Origin of the sequence: Aureitalea marina, assembly GCF_002943755.1 — a bacterium.
Lineage (GTDB): Bacteria > Bacteroidota > Bacteroidia > Flavobacteriales > Flavobacteriaceae > Aureitalea > Aureitalea marina.
The window spans coordinates 882,766-903,321 of sequence record NZ_MQUB01000001.1 but is presented as its reverse complement, the minus strand read 5'-3'; the positions used below and the strand labels follow the sequence as shown (position 1 = coordinate 903,321).

Below are 20,556 nucleotides of genomic sequence, written 5' to 3'. Positions count from 1 at the left end.
AGCCTTGGCCTTCTTGAGCTGAATTTGTATAAAGCTATGATCAAATTCAAGAAAGAATTGAACCTGTCTATTCTGGGGCTTTTGATTGGTTGTAGTCTGTTGCCACTTACCATGCTCCAAGCCCAGGAGAATGTTGTAAAGCAGATGCTTACAGACAGTGTGAGCTTATCCCAAAGAGAAGTTGTCATTCCAATTAAAGAGGAGGAGTTACCAGTAGTTTTGTCAGAGATCAAGGTCCGATCGCTTAAGTGGGCCAATTCCCTTCCGGAACGATCAGAAATCAATGCTAAGCTGGTAAAAAATGACTCGTTCCTTGTTGTGGTAGATTCTCTTTTATTTGTAGTCCGAAGGACAAACACAAAACGAGTAAACGTCCGAGGCTTGATAAACTTGGAACTTTTCTGGAAGGACCAAAGGAACAAGCTCAAAATTGAACGAGATGGGCTTTCCTCAGCAATTAAACGACTGCAGGCAGACAGACAAAAACAAACTAATAGCCAACTTGATCAGATTGAAACTCGCTTTGTCAATGACTCCATTACTATTGACTCTAGGACCGAAAGTCTCGCCTTACAGGTGATTGGACAACAGGACAGTATCAATAGTGAAGTCCAATGGAGAAAAGATTTACTACTTGAGGGTCTTAATAATACTATAACCAGATTGATCGATGTCGAATTGATCGTGGAGGATATAGAGCAAACCCTTTCTGAGCGCGAAAGAAATTTATATAGACATGCTGAAACACCCATGTATCAATTGGATTACAAGGGATTCAGATTAGGAGATTCAGTGTCTTCATTTAGTAAACGATTTGGTGGTGAATGGAAAGCCTTTAAGTCCTATTTAATGAGTAAACAGAACATTCTATTTCTGGCCATTGGTTTCGTTATAATGATTGTTGTGTTATTCTATTGGTTGAGAAATCGACTGAACCAAAAAGACTTGACTAACCTCACTGCATTCCAGTCTAGCTTAGTTTCTATTTTAAACCAGCCATTGAGTGCCGCTTTATTGTTTGGCTTCTTTGTTGTTTCTGGTTTCTTTGCAAATGCACCACCGCTAATGGATGACCTTATGATCCTGATCCTTTTGGTGCCAATACTTCAATTACATGCGCGGTTGATAAAGCCAGATTTGATGCCCTACCTCTGGTTGTTTGCCATTTTGATCTTGATTCGATTTATAGACGGTTTCATGCCGCAGTATACAGTTGGATATCGTTTATTACTATTGCTGTTTTCACTTATACAGTGGATTGCATTACTTCCATGGATAAGAGAAAAGAGAATACTTGAGCTGCAGAATAAACGCTTGAATCGGATTATCTATTTCACTTTTTGGATACATTGGATCGGACTTACCATCGCGATTATTGCCAATTTTCTTGGTTTTGTTGATATGGCCCGAGTATTTACCGAAGCACTGGTGGCAAACTTGATCGGGATTATTATTTTGTATTTCAGTTGTATAGTCCTAATTGGTGGGCTTCATTTTTTGCTTGGTAATACGTGGTTTCAGCGTTTTAATGTGGTACGCATCCATGAAGTATATTTGAAGCGGCTGGTTTCCCGGATAGTGGTGTTCATCGCCCTCATTTGCTGGGTACGTATGTTATTGCGGGTATTTTATGTGCGGCGATCTGTTGAAAATTGGCTTACTTCCTTATTGACAGACCCAATCAATATGGGGTCTATCAGTTTTACCCTAAGCAGTATTTTCTATTTCTTCCTGATCATCTGGCTTTCTGTTCTGATCTCCAAAGCGATCAAAGTGGTTCTCAATGATGACATCCTTGTCCGCATACCGCTGAACAAAGGAGTTCCCAGAATGATCACGGCGATTTCTCAATTTACCATCATTGTGTTTGGGGTATTGTTCGCAACCCGGTATATCGGGATGCCCTTGGATCAACTAACCATTATTTTCAGTGCCTTCAGTGTGGGGATCGGTTTTGGACTACAGAACATTTTCAACAACCTGGTCTCCGGGGTCATCCTATTATTTGAACGACCTATACAGATTGGCGATACCGTAGAAGTTGGTACCCTGATGGGGGTTGTAAAGTCTATGGGTATCCGCTCCAGCAACATTAAGACTTTCGACGGAGCCGAGGTCATAGTGCCCAATGGGCAGCTCATTTCCCAGGAAGTGATCAACTGGACACTTTCTGACCGGCACAGGCGGATAGAAGTGATCTCGGGCGTGGCTTACGGAAGCGATGTTCATCGGGTAAAGAAGTTATTGTTACAAGTGCTTGAGGAGAACCCGGACATCATGAAAGACCCGAAACCCCTTGTATTGTTCAATGCTATGGGCGAAAGTTCCTTGGATTTCCGCATGCTTTTTTGGACGGCCCAGTTTGACGATTGGGTAAGGGTAAAGAGTGAAATTGTCTTTGCCGTGCATGATATCTTGTATGCCAATGATATCGAGATCCCTTTCCCTCAGCGGGATCTGCATATCAAATCTTTCGAGGGAAGATTTCCTGGGAACGATGAATAGGATTAAGTCGTTAGTCGTTAGTCAATGAATTAATTTTTCGAATCACAATGAACGAGTCACGATTAACCATTTTACTTTGGGGCCCCCATTCCCCGTCCGGGGCTAATCTACGTTATTCAAAGATTTACCCCTAGCGCAAAAAGATTTATCTGTTGCAATTCGTGAATAAAGATTTATGAATTCAAGAATACTGACTAGTCTGGTCAGCAGCCAGCTGTGCTTACCTATTTTGGATAGTAAGTAGTTAATTAATCCTAGTTCTTTCTCCTGACTGCTCACCACTTACCTATTTAGTCAGTTGTCAAAACTAAATAACTACTCTTTCTCTTCACTCCTCACCCTTCATGCTTCACCCACAAAAACCACAACTTTAACATTCTGACCAATTCAACTTCTTGGAATATTTCCTAATTTTGGAATAATTCCAAATGTATATTAATACACATACCTATTTCAGCCTGCGATATGGCACAATCAAGCCCAAGGACCTCCTTAAAATGGCCCAGGGAATGGGTATTGACTGTATGGCCCTGACAGACATCAACAACAGTTCGGCCTGCCTGGACTTTGTGCGTCTGGCACCTCGCTATGGTTTGAAGCCGGTCATAGGGGTAGATTTCAGACAGGGAGCCCGACAACAGTTCATACTACTGGCCAAGAATAATCACGGTTTCCTGCAGATCAACAACTACCTCTCTGGGTTTCTGCACCAACAGCAACTCAAGATACCTGAGCAGCCGGTACCACTGGCAGACACCTTGGTGGTTTATCCTTTTGCTACTTACAAGGGAAAAGGTCTCAAGGAGAATGAGTTCCTCGGGGTCAGGGCAAGTGATCTTAACCGACTGAAGTTCTCTCACTGGAAGGAACAGCCAGAAAAATTGCTGGCCTTGCACACCGTATCCTTTAAGGACAAAAAGGGATTCAATACCCACAGGCTGCTGCGGGCCATTGACAAAAACACCCTACTGAGCAAGCTACCAGTAACTGATCAGGGGCATCCCGAAGACCTCATCTGCCCCCCGGACGATCTGATCAAAGCCTATGAGGAATTCCCCTGGCTGTTGGAAAACACACAAAAGTTATTGCACAGCTGTAGTATCGATTTTGACTTTAGCCAGGAAGTTCCTAATAACCAACGCAGCTATACCGGCAATACCGGGCTGGACTACCGGCTGCTCCGCAAGTTATCCTATGCTGGTCTGTCCTACCGCTACAAACGTCCGGGAGGCCGTGTAATGAAACGGATCGAGAAGGAACTGGATATCATACATGAAAAGGGCTTTGTCTCCTACTTCCTGATCAACTGGAAGATCCTGAAATACGCTCGTAGCAAAGGGTATTTCTATGTGGGTCGCGGTAGCGGGGCCAACAGCATCATTGCCTACCTGCTGCGCATCACCGATGTGGACCCAGTAGAACTTGATCTCTATTTTGAACGTTTTATCAACCTGTATCGAAAGAATCCACCCGATTTTGATATCGACTTTTCCTGGAGTGACCGGGACGACATCACCGAATTCATCTTCCGTCGCTTTCCCCACACGGCCTTGCTCACTGTATACAACACCTTTAAGTATAAGGCTTCTGTGCGGGAGCTGGGCAAGGTCTTTGGCCTGCCCAAAAGTGAGATCGACCGGCTTTCAGGAGGTGACATTCGCCCGGATAAACTGGATAAACTATCCCGGCTGGTGCTCATCTACAGTGAAAGCATACAGGGTTTCCCAAACTATCTGGGAATACATGCCGGGGGCATACTGATCTCCGAAAAACCCATCCACTATTACACGGCCACCTTCTTACCCCCAAAGGTTTTCCGACTACCCAATTCGATATGGTGGTTGCAGAAGACATCGGACTGTACAAGTTTGACATTCTCAGTCAGCGGGGTTTGGGAAAGATCAAGGACGCCGTAGAAGTGATTCGCTATAATCATCCCAAAAAGCCCCCTATTGACATCCACGATATCAAGCGCTTTAAACAAGACGAACGGATCAAATACCTGCTGCGCAACGCAAAAGCCATTGGCTGTTTTTATGTGGAGTCGCCGGCCATGCGGATGCTGTTGCGCAAATTGCAGGTAGATGACTACCTGGGGCTGGTGGCCGCTAGTTCGGTTATCCGGCCAGGGGTCTCCCAATCCGGAATGATGCGGGAATACATACTGCGATATCGCTTCCCGGAACGTCGCAAGGATGCCCATCCGGTGCTGCTGGACATTATGCCGGAGACTTATGGGGTCATGGTCTATCAGGAAGACGTGATCAAAGTAGCTCATTATTTTGGAGGGCTTACCCTGGGCGAGGCGGATATGCTTCGCAGAGGAATGTCTGGCAAGTTCCGTTCCCGGAACGAATTCATGAAGGTCAAGGGGCGTTTCTTTGACAACTGCAAGAACAGTGGAAAGTCTGATGAGCTTACCCGGGAGATCTGGAGGCAGATCGAGAGTTTTGCTGGTTATGCCTTTGCCAAGGGACATTCCGCCTCCTATGCCGTAGAGAGCTACCAAAGTCTTTTTCTCAAGGCTTACTACCCATTGGAATACATGGTGGCCACCATCAATAATTTTGGTGGTTTTTATCGTACTGAGTTCTATGTACACGAAGCCCGTATGCACGGAGGGCGCATACACCCTCCCTGTGTCAACATCAGCCGGTCCGAAACCCTGATCCGGGGAAAGGATATCTACCTGGGCTTTATGTTTCTCCATGCTCTGGAAAGACGGGTCATTAAGCGCCTGGTCGAGGATCGGGAGGCAGCAGGGCTTTTTGCCAGCCTGGACGATTTTATCGAACGGGTTCCCATTTCCATGGAGCAGATCAGTATCCTGATCAAGATTGACAGCTTTCGTTTTACGGGTCGAAATAAGAGGGAACTCCTGTGGGAGGCTCATATGAAGATCAACAAGGTTAGTCTGGAGCAATCGGAACAAACGCTCTTCCGAGCACAGAAACGAGACTTCAAGACCCCTAACCTACCCAGCAGCCAATTGGAGGACGCCTTTGACGAGATGGAACTCCTGGGATATCCACTGTGCAGCCCTTTCCAACTACTACTGGAGACCTCAGGGAACTGGATGCGTGCCCGCGATCTGGTCCATTTTATCAAAAAAGAGGTTACTGTAGATGGCTACTTGGTGACTACCAAACGCACCACGACTTCCGGCAAAAAGACCATGTACTTCGGGACCTTCCTGGATGCTGACGGGGACTTTATCGATACAGTCCACTTCCCTCCTGTTGCTGCTCGTTACCGGTTTAGAGGTAAAGGGATTTACCGCATCACTGGAGTAGTGATGGAAGAATTTGGCTGCCTGACTTTAGAGGTCAGTAAGATGGAGCGCCTGGCCATCATAGAAGATCCCCGCTATGCCGAAGGGGTGGTTACCACCCGGATGAGGGGCAAGCGATATAAGAACATGAAGCGTGGGGAGTGAAGCGTGAAACGATTAACGATTAACGATTAACGATTAACGATTAACGATTAACGATTAACGAAATGAAAACATACTATGTCTATCTCTTAAAATGTGCCGACAATAGCTATTACAGCAGCATCACCCGCCATCTGTCCAAGCGTATGCAAGAGCACAAAGCAGGAAAACGCAACAATACTCGCAACCGCCGGCCTGTACAGTTGGCTCAATGCCTGGAGTTCAACAGCTTGTCTCAGGCTGTGAGTAGCGAGCTATCACTTAAAAATCAATTTGTAAGCTCATCCCGTCAGTTCGAGTGATTTTACCGCAGGTAAAATTGTATCGAGAACTTAAACATCATGAAAAGATCATATGTATACATACTGAAATGTTCAGACCAAACCTTCTACACTGGTGTTACAAGTAATCTCGAAAAACGATTGCTTTCTCATACCAATGGCAGCTATCCTGAATCTTATACCCATACCAGAAGGCCGGTAGAGTTGGTCTTTTATGCCGAGTTTACTGATATCAATTTAGCTATCGAAAAGGAGAAGCAAATAAAAAAATGGTCTCGGTCAAAGAAAGAAGCATTAATTGAAGAGGATTTTAATAAACTTAGGGTTTTAGCTAAAAAAGCTTCTCGATACGTCCGTCTTCGACGAACACTCGAAGTGACGTAGATCAAGTCACGAATCACGATTAACGATTAACACATATGTCTTCCCGCCACATTCTTCATATGGACCTGGATACCTTCTTTGTATCCTGCGAGCGGTTGCTGGACAGCCAACTGATTGGCAAACCAGTACTGATAGGTGGCACCTCAGACAGAGGTGTAGTGGCTTCCTGTAGTTACGAGGCCAGGAAATTTGGGATCCATTCTGCCATGCCCATGCGACTGGCCAAGCAATTGTGCCCGGAAGCCATTGTTCTAAGAGGAAACTCAGGGGTTTACAGCAAGTTCTCCGATACCGTCACCCAGGTCATCAAGGAAAATGTACCGCTCTATGAAAAAACCTCCGTAGACGAATTCTACATAGATCTCACCGGAATGGATCAGTTCTTTGGCTGTAACAAACTGGCCTCCGAACTGCGTCAACGGATCATGCGAGAGACCGGACTGCCTATTTCGTTTGGGCTTTCCATCAATAAAACAGTCTCCAAGATCGCTACCGGTGAGGCCAAGCCCAACAACCAGCTCTATATTGACCAGGGTACAGAAAAGCCTTTCCTCTCTCCCCTTTCGGTAGGAAAGATCCCTATGGTGGGCAAGGTCACCTACCGTCAACTCTGCGACCTGGGAATCAAGCGCATACGTACTGTACAGGAAATGCCCCTGGAGATGATGAGCAAGGTCTTTGGAAAGCACGGGGAAATGATCTGGAAAAAGGCCAATGGAATAGATAACTCCCCTGTGGTGCAGTATACCGAAAGAAAGTCTATTTCTACCGAACGCACCTTCGACAGGGATACCACAGACACCCGCAAGCTGGAAAGCATAATAGTTGCCATGGCCGAAAACCTGGCTTACCAATTGCGGCGGGGAAACAAACTAACGGCCTGTATCACCTTTAAGATCCGCTATTCTGATTTTCAGACCTATACCCAGCAAAGAAGGATCCCCTACACCTCCGCAGATCACCAGATTATCCCGGTGGTGATGGAGCTTTACCGCCGGCTCTACCAAAGGCGGATGCTGGTCAGACTGGTCGGAGTCAGATTCAGTCACCTAGTAGGAGGAGGTTACCAGATCGACCTCTTTGACGATAATGAAAAGATCATTAACCTCTACCAGGCCATGGACAAGATGAGGGAACGTTATGGTGACCGATCCGTGATCAAAGCTGCCGGAATGGGAGCCAAGAGCATCAGCCGTTGGAACCCCTTTAATGGAGGCCCTCCACCCTTGCTTGCCAACCGCCGTCAATAGCCCGAAAAAATTAACCCTGGCAGGACTCCAGAACCAAATTGCACTTATATTTGTTTCCCATGGATAAGGTGGAAAGCATTAGCGTGTTCGACATGCTGAAAATTGGAGTGGGCCCCTCCAGTTCGCATACACTGGGGCCTTGGCGAGCAGCCCTTCGCTGGTTGGATTACCTGGATTTGAAAGGTATTACCAGCCAGGTTCAGGAAATTAAAGTTGACCTTTATGGCTCATTATCCCTTACAGGTAAAGGCCATGCAACAGATATAGCCGTCATTCTTGGACTATGCGGTTTCGATCCCGTCACTTATCCCATATCAGAAATCGATCCCTGCATAGACGATATTCAAAACGAAAAGTACCTTCAACTGGCGGGTCGGTTTTCTATTCCCTTTGACCCAGAGAAACAAATACAATTCCATAGGCGTTTTTTGAAGTACCATCCCAATGGCATGAAATTCACGGCTATTCTAAATAATGGAGAATCTAAAAGCCGGACTTATTATTCCATTGGTGGCGGATTTGTAGTTCGTGAAGCACGAACAAGGACAAAAAGAGTTCAGGAACGATTTTCCCATTTCCCTTACCCGATCCAGACGGCCGATGAGCTTTTGGACTACTGTAAGCAGACCGGGAAGACCGTTTCCGAAATTGTTATGCTCAACGAATTGTCCATTAGGAACGAAAAGCGGATAGACGAAAAGTTAAAAGCAATTTGGGATGTCATGCTGGACTCCATGTATACAGGCTGTCACACGGAAGGTACACTTCCCGGAGGGCTAAATGTGCAGCGTCGGGCCTTCGAAACACACAGAAAACTTATTAGCAATTCCACTTATTCCACTTCTGACGAATGGATTGAGACCATCAGGGATACCGAGGTCAAATTCCGGCAGATCCTTAAATGGGTGAGTTGTTTTGCCCTGGCGGTCAACGAAGTAAATGCTTCCCTTGGACGAGTAGTCACTGCTCCTACCAACGGTAGTGCCGGGGTTATTCCGGCAGTGATGATGTACTACATGGTGATCGAGAATCACGATGCCAATTTTGAGGATGTCAAACGTTTTATGCTGGTTGCAGGTGAAATTGGCAGCCTCTTTAAAAAAGGAGCCACCATTTCCGCAGCGATGGGAGGATGCCAGGCCGAGATCGGAGTCTCATCGGCTATGGCCGCAGCGGGTCTGACTGAACTAATGGGTGGCACACCTGAACAGGTCCTTATGGCAGCCGAAATAGCGATGGAACATCATCTGGGACTGACCTGCGATCCTATCGCCGGCTTGGTTCAGATACCCTGTATAGAGCGCAACGCCATGGGAGCAGTAAAGGCAATTAATGCCTGCGAAATGGCCCTCGATAGAGACATGGGTACTGCCAAGGTCCCACTGGACAAAGTTATTGCTACCATGTGGGAAACAGCCCAGGATATGCACAAGAACTACAAAGAGACCAGCGAGGGTGGACTTGCGGTAAAGGTCAGTTTAAGCGATTGCTAGGTACTACATACTACAACTCTCCCGCCTGCGAGAATCGATCAGATGGAGGATCTTCCAACCATCATCAGTCTTTCCAAGAGTAAAGGCGTTGGCACCACAATGACTCATTTCACCATTTAGCCAAAATTGATAAGGGGTCCAGACATGCGCCAGGTTACCATCGATCTTCACCTCATACCCAAAAAGCCGTTCATCCCACTTTTGCTCAGCAGGACGATTAGCAATAGCAGTGAGCAATCGGTCGGCCGTTCCGTTGGAGATACGATTGTTCCCGTCTTTATCTGTAAATACTGTTTGAGTAGGTAAATGATCGACCATAACAGACTTCATCTTAAGGGTGTCCCCCGCATGGAACCCTTCGAAAAAGGTATCGATAATGCCTTTAGCATCGGCCTCGGTAAAATCCTGTTGGGCCTGAAGACTGCAGACGATCATTAAAAGAACAACGGTTAGGTATGACTTCATTTACGTTTTCAATTTGAATGGACTTAAAAGTAGTATTTTTATCGGGTAATTCAATTCAGTATGTCCATAGCCAAGAAAGATTATAAGCGAATCACCACCAAGACCCTGGTGGATATGAAACAACAGGGTGAGAAGATCAGTATGCTCACCGCTTACGATTTTACCATGGCCCGAATACTAGATGCCTCGGGCATCGATGTTATTCTGGTTGGGGATTCCGCCTCCAATGTTATGGCTGGACACGAAACCACCCTCCCTATCACATTGGATCAGATGATCTATCATGCTTCCTCTGTGATCAGGGCTATAGAACGATCACTTGTGGTGGTTGATCTGCCCTTCGGCACCTACCAGAGTGATCCCAAGGAAGCACTTCGTTCGGCTATACGCATCATGAAAGAAAGCGGGGCTCATGCGGTTAAGATGGAAGGTGGCAAGGAGATCAAAGAATCTATTAAAAGGACACTCAATGCTGGAATACCAGTGATGGGACATTTGGGTCTGACTCCCCAATCCATTTACAAGTTTGGCACCTACACGGTAAGGGCTAAAGAAGATGCCGAGGCTCAAAAACTGAGAGAAGACGCCATGCTGCTGGAAAAAGCGGGTTGTTTTGCCATCGTTCTGGAGAAAGTACCTGCTAAACTTGCTGAGGAAATAGCTAGTAGCCTTACTATACCGATCATTGGTATTGGAGCCGGTGGTGGGGTGGATGGGCAGGTCCTTGTAATGCATGATATGTTGGGTATGACACACGAATTCAACCCCGATTCCTCAGAAGATATTTGGACCTCTATAATGGCATGACAGAGGCGTTCAAAAATTATATAGCCGACGTGAAATCCGGAGATTTTCCCAGCGATAAAGAACAGTATTGATGCACTCCAACCGGTCCAACCTGCAGGTCCTTTACGAAGACAATCACCTGCTGATCATTAATAAACGAGCCGGGGACATAGTTCAAGGGGATAAAACGGGAGATAAGCCGCTTGTCGAAGTCTGCAAAGAGTATATCGCCAAGAAATACGATAAACCAGGGTCGGTTTTCTTGGGAGTCGTCCATCGATTGGACCGTCCTACCACAGGCGTTGTAATCTTTGCCAGGACTTCCAAGGCTTTGTCCAGGCTGAATAAACTGTTTCAGGAAAGAAAGACAGAAAAGACCTATTGGGCCGTTGTCTCGGGCGCACCACCCCAACAAAGTGATCGTCTGACACATTACCTGGTTAGAAATCAGAAACAAAATAAGAGTTATGCCTACACAGAAGAACGCCCAAATAGTAAAAAGGCTGTTCTTCACTACACGGTTCTCAAAAAACTAGATCGGTATCTCCTGCTGGAGATCAACTTGGAGACCGGGCGTCACCATCAGATCAGATCCCAACTTTCTGCTATTGGCTGTCCCATCAAAGGGGACCTCAAGTATGGAGCCAAACGCTCCAATCCCGATGGCAGTATTCACCTGCACGCCAGGGAGATCTCACTAATCCATCCGGTCAAGAAAGAGCAATTGATCTGTACTGCTCCCCCTCCTCCTGACAACACTTGGCAAGCTTGCCAATAAAAATAAGAGCAACTGGGCCAATTTTGACTAACTTGAAGTACTAATTGGCCAATAATGCCTCCATTTCGATTGTTTCCTATACTAATCGAGGGCTTGGACCAGTTCAAGAACTCTGTCAAGAACTTTGTCAAGTCCAGCTTCCTCAGCTTAGTTGTATTGGGTATTATTCTGCTCTTGCTCCTGAATATGGACCAGGCTCTTACCCTGTTCATCGATATGATCGAAGTTCAAACCGCTAGTACTACCCTCAGCTTGATGTTGAGCATCCTCTTTATCAATCTTTTCGCCCTCGCACTCTCTCATTATCCTATATACACTTACTATGCTGCAAACCTGAACGACTCTGCCCGACACATCAGCTGGAGGGCCGCTTATCCTTTTGGTGATGGCACTTTCAAATGGTATCGGGTATATATCTTCCGTTTGGACAAAAGCCATTATACCATCGATCGAATGGCCAATACGCTTAGATACAGTCTGGGTATGGCCATTCACATTCTATGGTTTCATTATATCCTCAAAAGCTTTGATCCTATTCTAGCCTACACCAGTCTGCCTTTAGGATGGATCAAACCCCTGATGTACTTCGGCCTGATCCTGCCTATCCTTGCCTATTATATTTTAAAGCGTAAGCTGATCCATCTGGAACAGGAGGTTGCATTAAGCCGGACGGAGACCGACCGCGCTATAAACAACAAGCGTAAAAGCCATTATCTATTAAGATTGGGCAAAATATATGTGGGGATCATCGGACTTTGCTTGATCGCTTTACTGGTTACGGTCTTGTGGGTTAAGTTCAGTCTTCTTGGCCTGATCCTCCTTTATGCAACCAGTTTTGTCCTGATCTGGAATTATGTCTTTTTTCGCTTGCTCCGAACACAGTTCGATCGGTTTACTTATCTGTCCAATGTTCTGAAATGGTTCTTCCCGTCAAAATCATTCCTGAATTGGTGCTTTTCATTGAGCCGTTCAGAGAAATATCTTTCCCTTTTCCATCTTGGTTTCTTTGTTTCCTTTGCCATAATAGCTTCGAGTACCGTCGGTAGTCTCAATGGTGCCTTTCTGCTTAATGGGATCCCGGTTCTTATGGCCTTCTTATATTTTTATTACTTCCTGATCGCCAATCTTTGGAAGTACTATTTTGTGGCCCAGAAAGAAGGATTACAAAGATCGAGGCTCTACAAAATTCTCTTTGGTACAACCACACTGTTCTTTATTCTCTTTCTAATTACCTGGTTTTGGTCGGGAGAGGTAAGAACACACGAACTGGATCAGGTCTCCAGCTCCCGGTCCCCAATCAGAGAAGAGGTGTTCACCCAATCATTACTCCAGCACCATGAACACCGGTTCTTTATTGCCTCTCATGGCGGAGGTTTGAAAGCCAATGCCTGGACCTTGCTGGTTTTGCAAGAACTTCAAAAAAGAACAGATGGGAAATTATTGAATCAGACAGTCGGGCTATCGGGTGCTTCGGGAGGTTCTTTGGGATTGGCGCTCTACACCGTGCTATACGGAGAGAATGGAACCGATTTTGAGGATATCGATAAGAAGATTGATGCTGTGATCAGCGATAACTACACCTCCCTGGACATAAGTCTGACCTTCGGTCTGGACACTTATCGGAAGCTTTGGCCATTGAATAAGTTCAGGGGAAAGGACAGGCCTTACTTCAAAATGCGGCGCTATCAGAACGATATCCTCGATCGACCACTTCCCCATTTGGATTCCACGGCATTCAGGGATATATGGAAAATGGCCTATGAAAAGGATGTTCATTATCCTTCCCTGATTATGAACACAGCTGCAACAAATGGCAAGCGCGGTATCAGCTGGTCGGTAAAGGCCAATGATTTCCAGACCATATTTCCTTTTTCGCAAAACCTGGGGGATCTGGAGGATCAAAAGACATTGACCTATTATCAAGCCGTATCAACTACCAATCGATTTCCTTTTCTAAGCCCAGCGGCCAAGATCAAAGGATACGGACATTTTATAGATGCTGGAGCTATTGACAACAGCGGTCTTTTAAGTAATTTAGATTTATACAACTACTTTCATAACAACTACTTAAATATATTCACTAAAGGTGTTACTTTCATTGAAATAATCAACGCTAAATCACTCTATGCCGATAAGATAATTCAGGATTTCACCGTCATTCAAAAGATCGGAAGAGTAGAAAAAGACGAGGTGGAGACGGATAACATCATAGCGGATCTGAAAACTGGTCTCAACCTGGATAAGGTACCAGGTTACCTGGCCGACTACTTGTATAACCTACAGGTGAAAGACAGTTCCTTGAACTACATAAAAATATTTCTTCCTCATAAGATCAACTTTAAGGACATTGAGTCCGCATTGGACGGGGAAATAAGCATCAGTAAAGACCAACACAGAATCCTGGACAGCATGATAAAGGAATCAAACGATCGAATCTATGACAAGACGGAAGATCCGAACAAGGGTCTTGCAGAACCCTGGAAGTACTATGAGCCCACACTTTCCAGGCATTTAAACCCTGGGAGTATCGATTTTATGAAGGCCATGTTGGAGCATGATGAGGTAAAGGCTCAATTCGAGGAGATAAAGGTCCTTATCCCTATGGTCACCGATTCGATCACAGCTTCAGGGAAAAATTAATACGACTCCCAGGTCTTTTCTGGGCCAATTGACTTACTGCCCTGTCCGTCAATTGTAATATTCTGGCATATCCTCCAGTCGTTTGGCAATCACGCATTAAGACGACCAAACGACCGGATGGCGTTAATTGCACAGTCCCGGCCTGAACAGGGGCTGTGAGAATCCCGGAAGCTTCTTTACTCAATAATTCTTCCATCTGGTAACTCATACGATTACTGCTGTTGGAAACAGTCCAGGTCATTGTCTCCAAATCGGGTAGTTTATGGGCGAATGCTTCGTATTCAGGACCAGGATAAACGGCTATTGAAGAGGTGTTATAGTCTGTGTCTATTACTTCTTTATTTTGATCCACTTTGGAGATTTTTTCATCATTTGCCTCTAGCATATCACCTTTTTTAAGCCTCGACTTTCCAGTATATCCTGACAGACTGGTTCCACTCCCCAGGACCTTATCAGACTTAACTCCACCCCTAACTGCCAAATAACCAAACATACCTGTAGTTCCTGTCCGGAATTGAATCTGATTACCTTTATACAGTGGTATGGGTTTAGAGCTGTCAACTTCTTTACCGTCGATGATACAGCGGAAATTCCCGCCTCGCAGTGCCACAGTGCACGGTTCATGAACAAGCAGTTGAGGCCCGGAGTACATCATTTCAATCACAATCGCATCGTCCTCGTTACCTAATAGACGATTGGCATTGATTGCAGAAATCTGATCCATGGCTCCCCCTACGGGCACACCAAATTGTCGTGTTCTTAATCGACCAAGATCCTGCAAACAAGTACCAATACCAGATGTAATCAGCTCAATCATGGATCTCGGTTTTTCCAACTTGATAGTCCGACCGGATAATCAACTCACTAATTTCTTCATGCTCTTCTAAACTGATAGTCTGAAAGGAGACCTGATCGCCGGGTGCCAGCAAGGAGGAAGTATCCAAACCGGGATCAAACAAGGGTACAGGGCAGTGACCGATCAGGTTCCAGCCCCCAGGAGAGTCTTGGGGATAAATACCTGTTTGCTGCCCCCCTATTCCAACCGAACCTTTTGCTACCAGTGGTCTTGGGCTGTCCTTTCTAGGAAAGTGCAATTGACTATCCAAGCCACCCAAATAGGGAAAACCGGGTAAGAACCCTATAAAATATACCAAGTAGGTTGGTTTTGTGTGTAATCTGATCAACTGTTCTGGAGTTAGGGACAAGCTCTCACACATTGAGGACATATCGGGAGCCATGGAGTCCGCATAACAAACCGGTAATGTATAATGCCATTTCCGTCTGGGGTTCTCCTTGGTAGATAAAGGATCTGACACCTTCAGATTCTGGATGATTGTTTCTACCTCCACATGGGAATTAAGATAAATTGCAATTGAAGCATATGAGGGCACTACATTGAGAATGTCTTTTTGAAAATGCAATTCCAGAAATCTGGTCCATTGCATGACCCTGCGGTGGAGTTGCGGATCAATATGTGGTGGGAATTCCAAGAGAACTGCCTTATCGCCAAACTGTTTGATCTCGGGCCTCATGCATTCAAAACTATTCCGTGGGTACTCATCTGATTACGGATATAATTCAAAATTTCCACCGCATTTGGATGATCGCTATGCAAACAAAAGGTCGAGGCCTTAACAGGGATCAAATGACCTTGGACCGTCATCACCTTAGCTTGCGTGACCATAAGCTGCAATTGTTTCCAGGCCAGTTCAGGCTCATGGATAACAGCATCACTTTCTTGCCTGGAACGAAGGGATCCATCTTCCTCATAACGACGGTCTATAAAAGCCTCAAATGCCAATGGGAATAGATGCTCTGCCTTGCGATGGAATACCGAATTGTAAGGCAAATACAGAATTGGCCTCAGGCCCGTCATCTCCAGGGCCTTGATAACCGCATCTGAGGTAGCCGCGTCCTTGGCCGCATAGTTATAAAGGGCACCATGAAGCTTTATATGGTGAAGTTGAGCACCCAATTCTTCGCAAACCGCAGAGAAAGTGAGAATTTGTTCAAAGATCGACTCGGTCAGTTCCTGGCGACTCATTTGTAATATCACACGGCCAAAGTTATCACGATCAGGGAAAGAAGGATGTGCCCCGGCCGCGACATTGTGATCCAAGGCCAACTGAATGGTCGATCTCATACTGGTCATATCTCCAGCATGACCGCCACAGGCAATATTGCAGGACGATATCATGGGCATGATGGCATGGTCCGGCCCAATGCCCTCTCCCAAGTCCGCATTGATGTCGATGATATGGTCGCCCTGTTCTATCACCCCAATAAGTTAAGTTCAAAAACCCGTTCCAGGCTTCTGATGGATAAGATCAGCGTTGCAAGTATAATCAGGACTCCCAGTAGATTCACCACCGGCTTGTTCACATAACTATCAAGTATCTTTCGCTGATTGACGGCCCAAAGTAGGAAGATCGCGATAATTGGCAACAACAGGCCATTAGCGACCTGGGCAAAGCGGATGATCTCGATCGGACTCCATCCGATGGATGAAAAGATCACACCCATCAGCAATACCAACATCCAGATCAGCCGAAATGTATTCGATTTAAGGCCACCCTGCCACCCAAAACATCCTTTGGCTACGTAGGCGGCCGCCAAAGGAGCAGTTATGGCCGAAGTGATTCCTGCAGCAAATAACCCCAGGGAAACCACCCATTTGGCCAATTCTCCATAAAGGGGTTTTAATCCCGCTGCCAGACCGGCGGCACTACTGATTCCAGATTGCTGTATCCCTGCGCCGCAAATAATAATGGCCAGGGAAACCAAACCACCCAATGTGATCGATACATAGGTATCTCGCCTTGCAGCCTTCAGATCTCGCTCATCCCGCCACTTCTCCTTGACCAACGAAGCATGTAAGAATAAATTATAGGGTACGACGGTAGTACCCACTAAGGCAATCACCGTTAACAGGCCTTCTTTAGGAACGGAGGGCACGAACAATCCTTTGAGCACCTCTATCCAAGCTGGCTCAGTAAGAAATGCTGCAAGCAAGAAAGACAGGCTCATAAAGATGACCAGGACCACAAGCGATCGCTCGATCAGTTTGTAACGTCCCACAAAAAGAAAGACAAAGGCCAAAAGACCAATAGTTATACTCAGGGTGTTTAAGCGGATACTTCCAATGTCCACCTGGCTGTTGGGAATGAGGGTCTGTAGCCCAAGAGCTCCACCGCTAATATTGCCTGCTTCGTATGCCGCGTTTCCCACTAATATGGCAGACACGACCAAGGCAAGGGCAATGAACTTAAAGGCCGGGGAGTTGATCTCATCTCTGAGTACCTGGGCTAGGCCCTTACCTGTGACCAGGCCAAGACGAGCGGCCATCTCCTGCAGAACAATGGTAGCTATAACTGAAAGGACCATGGCCCAAAGCATGGTAAATCCGAACTCCACACCCGCAAGGGTACAGACTGTAACCGTACCAGGACCAATAAAAGCGGCGGCCACCAAAGTGCCCGGACCAATTTGAGAGAAAAATCGTTTCAAGTGATGGTATTGGAAAAGAAAGATAAAAAGAAAAAGGGACACCCTTTCGGGCATCCCTCTCTCGGTACTAACACTTAAAATTACTGTTTTACCTCTTCCAGCTCTACTTCTTCTCCTTGTTTGTCGACCAGCAGAACTTCATCAAAGCCCATGTCCTTAAACTGGGCAAATTGAGTAGTGGCGTCTCCTACCACCAGGTAAGCCATCTTGGACTCGTCTAAATATTTATTCGCTAAAGTCTTGTGCTGTTCCAGGGTCATATTCCGGACAGTTGCTTCTTCCTGGGAGATATAATCAGGAGCTAGACCATAAGTGCTCATCTCTTGTAACATACCCAAGAGGGAGAACTGAGTCTCGAAACGACGGGCATTGGACTTGATCAGGGCATTCTTGGTGAACTCCAGATCTTCTTCACTGATACCATCCTTGTACTTGCGGATCTCGTCTCGGAAAATTTGTACTGATTCTCCGGTTGTATTTGTTCTTACACTGGACGAAGCTGTAAATGTTCCTGGGATCTTGGTACCTCCAAAATAGGTTCGAGCTCCATAGGTATATCCCTTTTCTTCCCGAAGGATCATGTTCACACTTCCGCTGAAAGATCCTCCTAGCTTGTAGTTCATAACCTCTGCCGGGTAGAAATCCGGGTTGGTTCTGGACAGAGCGATATAACCGATGTTGATCACGGACTGCTTCGCATTCGGAATGTCTACAAAGTAAACAGAAGAACGATCTCTAGGATCTGGAATAGGGTATTCAGGGATGGTTACCTCCTTGGCAGCCCAAGCTTTTTCCAGTCCCGCGACAGCAGCCAAAGCACCTGCCTGATCGATCTTACCTACTATGTGCATATTGGACACAGAAGGAGAGAAATTCTTCTCGTAATAGGCCTTTAGATCATCCATGGTGATGGCCTCAACAGATTCTACCGTACCGGAAGTCGGATAACTAAAGATGTGATCCTCGCCATATAGTAGCTTATTGTATACTCTACCGGCAACAGCATTTGGATTCGCATCAGAACGTTTGATCTGATTGACCGTCGCCAGTTTGATACGAGCAAACTCCTCTTCGTCCCAGCGTGGCTCCATAAGAACCTCCTGAACCAGGTCCAAAGTCTTCTGTAGGTTACGCACCAAAGTGTTCCCTTGAATAACGATGGATTCTCTGGTGGTGTACATATTGATACTTGCACCGAGCAATTCGATCTCTTCCTCCAACTCTTCTGGGGTCTTATTCGCGGTACCTTCCATCATGATATCGGTCATCAGGTTGGCTACCCCGTTCTTTTCCATATCATCCAGCAGGTGTCCACCTTCCATGACGATACTGAAGTTGACCACTGGGATCTCGTCTTGCTGAATACCGTATACCTTCATACCGTTAGCCAGTTCTTTACTCCAGCTCTGAGGGATGTTCAGTTTTGGTGAAGGTCCCTGAGCCGGCTGTGTAGAACGATCGATATTAGAAGGAGTCTTGGCGATCTCTTCCTGAGAATCTACCACTTCTTTAGCCACATTCTCGACGATGGCCTCCTCTACAACCGGAGCCACTTCAGAATTTGAAGCGATCAGTTCCGTCTGTCCCTTAGGAACAAAGCTGGTCATCACATAAGGCTTATCCTTGATGTATTTTTCGTAAACCCGCATCACGTCTTCCTTGGTCACCTTCTTGATGTTCTCGATATCCTGCTCGATAAATCCAGGATCTCCAGCAAATACATTGTATTGCGCCAATTGGAAGGACTTGCCTAGTACACTGCTGATACCGTTGTAGAACTGAGTCTCCAATCCGGCTTTGATTCGCTCGATATCTCTATCGGTAACCCCTGTCTCTTCAAAAAGGGCAAATGCCTCATTGATACCGGCCTCTACGTCGTTTAGATTAACTCCGTTGTTGGCAGTGATTATTACGTGGAACTCCCCGGCGATCTCCTGGGAGTTGTTGTAAGCCACAGTACGGGAGGTTAATTCCTTGTCTTTGACCAGCACCTTGTACATGGGGGCTTTCTTCCCGCTAGACAGGATCTCAGCAAGGAAATCCAGGGCGTAAGCATCGTCAGTATATTGCTGAAGAGTTGGCCAAACCATGTTAAGCTGAGCAGTAGTGGCAAAGTTGTCCTCGTGATATAGGCGCTTGGTCTCGTCTATGGTTACAGGCATAGGCTCTAGCTTGGCCACTTCCTGACGACGTTTGATCTCGCCGAAATACTTTTCGATCAGAGCCTTGGCATCTTCGGTCTCGAAATCTCCTGCCAATACCAATGTGGCATTATTAGGACCATAGAATTTATCGTAGAACTCTTTTACGTCCTCTACTGTCGCATTCTGAAGGTCAACCAGTTCTCCGATCACCTGCCAATTGTAGGGGTGCCCTTCCGGATAGATGTTCTTGTCCAGCACCCAGTTGGTATGTCCGTAAGGATTGTTATCTACCCGTTGGCGCTTTTCATTCTGAACAACTTCTTGTTGGTTGTAAAAAGCAGATTCGGTAACTGTATTGATCAGGTACCCCATTCTATCACTTTCCAGCCAAAGGATGGTCTCCAGGGCATTGTTAGGAACTACCTCGTAATAGATGGTTCCATCCTTCCAGGTTCCCCCGTTCAAGGTTCCTCCGGCATCCTGGATTATCTTGAAGAACTGATCCTGCCCGACATTTTCAGATTCCTGGAACAACATGTGTTCGAAGAGGTGAGCAAATCCAGTCCGTCCGGTCTTTTCCCTGTTAGAGCCCACTCCGTACTGGATGGCCAAGGAAACGATAGGATCACTTTTGTCCTTATGAAGGATCACATCCAGACCGTTCTCCAATTCATATTTTTCAAATTCTACCGATAATTTCGCGCTATCGGCTGCCATTTCCTTGTCCTGCTGACAGGCAGTAAGAACAAAAAGACCTAGCAGGGCAAGAATGCCCCAGCGTTTTGTCAAATTTTTGATGATCATTGGTTTTTATTTTAAAGTTTTAAAGATACAATGGTACCCATGCCTTAATCCTTAAAATAACGTTAAATAGAGTGAAGCGATCCAGT

15 protein-coding genes and 1 pseudogene are annotated in these 20,556 nt (G+C 46.0%); 10 read left to right on the top strand and 6 right to left on the bottom strand.

Annotated features, from left to right (window positions below; translation table 11 throughout):
* Positions 1-36 precede the first annotated feature (36 nt).
* The 7 genes from BST85_RS04120 to BST85_RS04095 all read left to right on the top strand — a co-directional run bounded on the left by BST85_RS04120 (position 37) and on the right by BST85_RS04095 (position 9,346).
* Positions 37-2,505: a mechanosensitive ion channel family protein gene (locus tag BST85_RS04120; RefSeq protein WP_104812099.1), complete on the top strand. Its 2,469-nt coding sequence runs from the start codon at positions 37-39 to the stop codon at positions 2,503-2,505.
* Between the two features lie 428 nt (positions 2,506-2,933).
* On the top strand, positions 2,934-4,421 hold the full coding sequence (locus BST85_RS14670; RefSeq protein ID WP_342750389.1) for a PHP domain-containing protein: 1,488 nt from the start codon (positions 2,934-2,936) through the stop codon (positions 4,419-4,421).
* Positions 4,340-5,941 carry a helix-hairpin-helix domain-containing protein gene (locus tag BST85_RS14665; RefSeq protein ID WP_342750388.1) on the top strand — a complete coding sequence of 534 codons (1,602 nt, stop codon included), beginning with the start codon at positions 4,340-4,342 and terminating at the stop codon, positions 5,939-5,941. Before BST85_RS14670 ends, BST85_RS14665 begins: the two co-directional genes overlap by 82 nt.
* Positions 5,942-6,003: 62 nt before the next feature.
* Positions 6,004-6,240, top strand: coding sequence for a GIY-YIG nuclease family protein (locus tag BST85_RS04110; RefSeq protein WP_104812098.1), 237 nt, complete (start codon positions 6,004-6,006; stop codon positions 6,238-6,240).
* 39 nt (positions 6,241-6,279) lie between these two features.
* Entirely contained in the window at positions 6,280-6,603 is a 324-nt protein-coding gene (locus BST85_RS04105; RefSeq protein WP_104812097.1) for a GIY-YIG nuclease family protein, read from the top strand.
* 35 nt (positions 6,604-6,638) lie between these two features.
* Positions 6,639-7,853 (top strand): DNA polymerase IV, encoded by a 1,215-nt coding sequence (gene dinB, locus BST85_RS04100; RefSeq protein ID WP_104812096.1) that lies wholly within the window; start codon positions 6,639-6,641, stop codon positions 7,851-7,853.
* Positions 7,854-7,912: 59 nt separating this feature from the next.
* On the top strand, positions 7,913-9,346 hold the full coding sequence (locus BST85_RS04095) for an L-serine ammonia-lyase (protein ID WP_104812095.1): 1,434 nt from the start codon (positions 7,913-7,915) through the stop codon (positions 9,344-9,346).
* A gap of 3 nt (positions 9,347-9,349) precedes the next feature.
* Here BST85_RS04095 and BST85_RS04090 read toward each other — a convergent pair whose 3' ends face one another.
* Positions 9,350-9,811 carry a nuclear transport factor 2 family protein gene (locus BST85_RS04090; protein WP_146090642.1) on the bottom strand — a complete coding sequence of 154 codons (462 nt, stop codon included), beginning with the start codon at positions 9,809-9,811 and terminating at the stop codon, positions 9,350-9,352.
* 60 nt (positions 9,812-9,871) lie between these two features.
* Between BST85_RS04090 and panB the strand changes: the two are divergent.
* The 3 genes and pseudogenes from panB (at position 9,872) to BST85_RS04075 (ending at position 14,015) form a co-directional block, all read left to right on the top strand.
* A pseudogene (gene panB / locus BST85_RS04085) lies at positions 9,872-10,689 on the top strand (3-methyl-2-oxobutanoate hydroxymethyltransferase).
* A complete protein-coding gene (locus tag BST85_RS04080) occupies positions 10,689-11,375 on the top strand; it encodes an RluA family pseudouridine synthase (RefSeq protein ID WP_104812093.1) in 687 nt (228 codons plus the stop codon). Before panB ends, BST85_RS04080 begins: the two are co-directional and overlap by 1 nt.
* A 54-nt stretch (positions 11,376-11,429) precedes the next feature.
* A complete protein-coding gene (locus tag BST85_RS04075) occupies positions 11,430-14,015 on the top strand; it encodes a patatin-like phospholipase family protein (protein ID WP_104812092.1) in 2,586 nt (861 codons plus the stop codon).
* Here BST85_RS04075 and BST85_RS04070 read toward each other — a convergent pair.
* The 5 genes from BST85_RS04070 to BST85_RS04050 form a co-directional block, all read right to left on the bottom strand.
* Positions 13,993-14,832: a 5-oxoprolinase subunit C family protein gene (locus BST85_RS04070; protein ID WP_104812091.1), complete on the bottom strand. Its 840-nt coding sequence runs from the start codon at positions 14,830-14,832 to the stop codon at positions 13,993-13,995. The two genes, BST85_RS04075 and BST85_RS04070, sit on opposite strands and share 23 nt — an antisense overlap.
* A complete protein-coding gene (gene pxpB, locus BST85_RS04065; RefSeq protein WP_104812090.1) occupies positions 14,825-15,547 on the bottom strand; it encodes a 5-oxoprolinase subunit PxpB in 723 nt (240 codons plus the stop codon). The genes BST85_RS04070 and pxpB overlap by 8 nt, the downstream gene beginning before the upstream one ends.
* Positions 15,544-16,293, bottom strand: coding sequence for a 5-oxoprolinase subunit PxpA (gene pxpA, locus BST85_RS04060; protein WP_181039949.1), 750 nt, complete (start codon positions 16,291-16,293; stop codon positions 15,544-15,546). Before pxpA ends, pxpB begins: the two co-directional genes overlap by 4 nt.
* Entirely contained in the window at positions 16,290-17,522 is a 1,233-nt protein-coding gene (locus BST85_RS04055; protein WP_245917629.1) for an Nramp family divalent metal transporter, read from the bottom strand. The genes pxpA and BST85_RS04055 overlap by 4 nt, the downstream gene beginning before the upstream one ends.
* 80 nt (positions 17,523-17,602) lie before the next feature.
* Positions 17,603-20,470: a M16 family metallopeptidase gene (locus BST85_RS04050; protein ID WP_104812087.1), complete on the bottom strand. Its 2,868-nt coding sequence runs from the start codon at positions 20,468-20,470 to the stop codon at positions 17,603-17,605.
* Positions 20,471-20,556: the final 86 nt, after the last annotated feature.

Coding starts and splice junctions, on each gene's coding strand:
- BST85_RS04120 (WP_104812099.1), top strand. CDS start 37: ATGATCAAATTCAAGAAAGAATTGAACCTGTCTATTCTGGGGCTTTTG.
- BST85_RS14670 (WP_342750389.1), top strand. CDS start 2,934: ATGTATATTAATACACATACCTATTTCAGCCTGCGATATGGCACAATC.
- BST85_RS14665 (WP_342750388.1), top strand. CDS start 4,340: ATGGTGGTTGCAGAAGACATCGGACTGTACAAGTTTGACATTCTCAGT.
- BST85_RS04110 (WP_104812098.1), top strand. CDS start 6,004: ATGAAAACATACTATGTCTATCTCTTAAAATGTGCCGACAATAGCTAT.
- BST85_RS04105 (WP_104812097.1), top strand. CDS start 6,280: ATGAAAAGATCATATGTATACATACTGAAATGTTCAGACCAAACCTTC.
- dinB (WP_104812096.1), top strand. CDS start 6,639: ATGTCTTCCCGCCACATTCTTCATATGGACCTGGATACCTTCTTTGTA.
- BST85_RS04095 (WP_104812095.1), top strand. CDS start 7,913: ATGGATAAGGTGGAAAGCATTAGCGTGTTCGACATGCTGAAAATTGGA.
- BST85_RS04090 (WP_146090642.1), bottom strand. CDS start 9,811: ATGAAGTCATACCTAACCGTTGTTCTTTTAATGATCGTCTGCAGTCTT.
- BST85_RS04080 (WP_104812093.1), top strand. CDS start 10,689: ATGCACTCCAACCGGTCCAACCTGCAGGTCCTTTACGAAGACAATCAC.
- BST85_RS04075 (WP_104812092.1), top strand. CDS start 11,430: ATGCCTCCATTTCGATTGTTTCCTATACTAATCGAGGGCTTGGACCAG.
- BST85_RS04070 (WP_104812091.1), bottom strand. CDS start 14,832: ATGATTGAGCTGATTACATCTGGTATTGGTACTTGTTTGCAGGATCTT.
- pxpB (WP_104812090.1), bottom strand. CDS start 15,547: ATGAGGCCCGAGATCAAACAGTTTGGCGATAAGGCAGTTCTCTTGGAA.
- BST85_RS04050 (WP_104812087.1), bottom strand. CDS start 20,470: ATGATCATCAAAAATTTGACAAAACGCTGGGGCATTCTTGCCCTGCTA.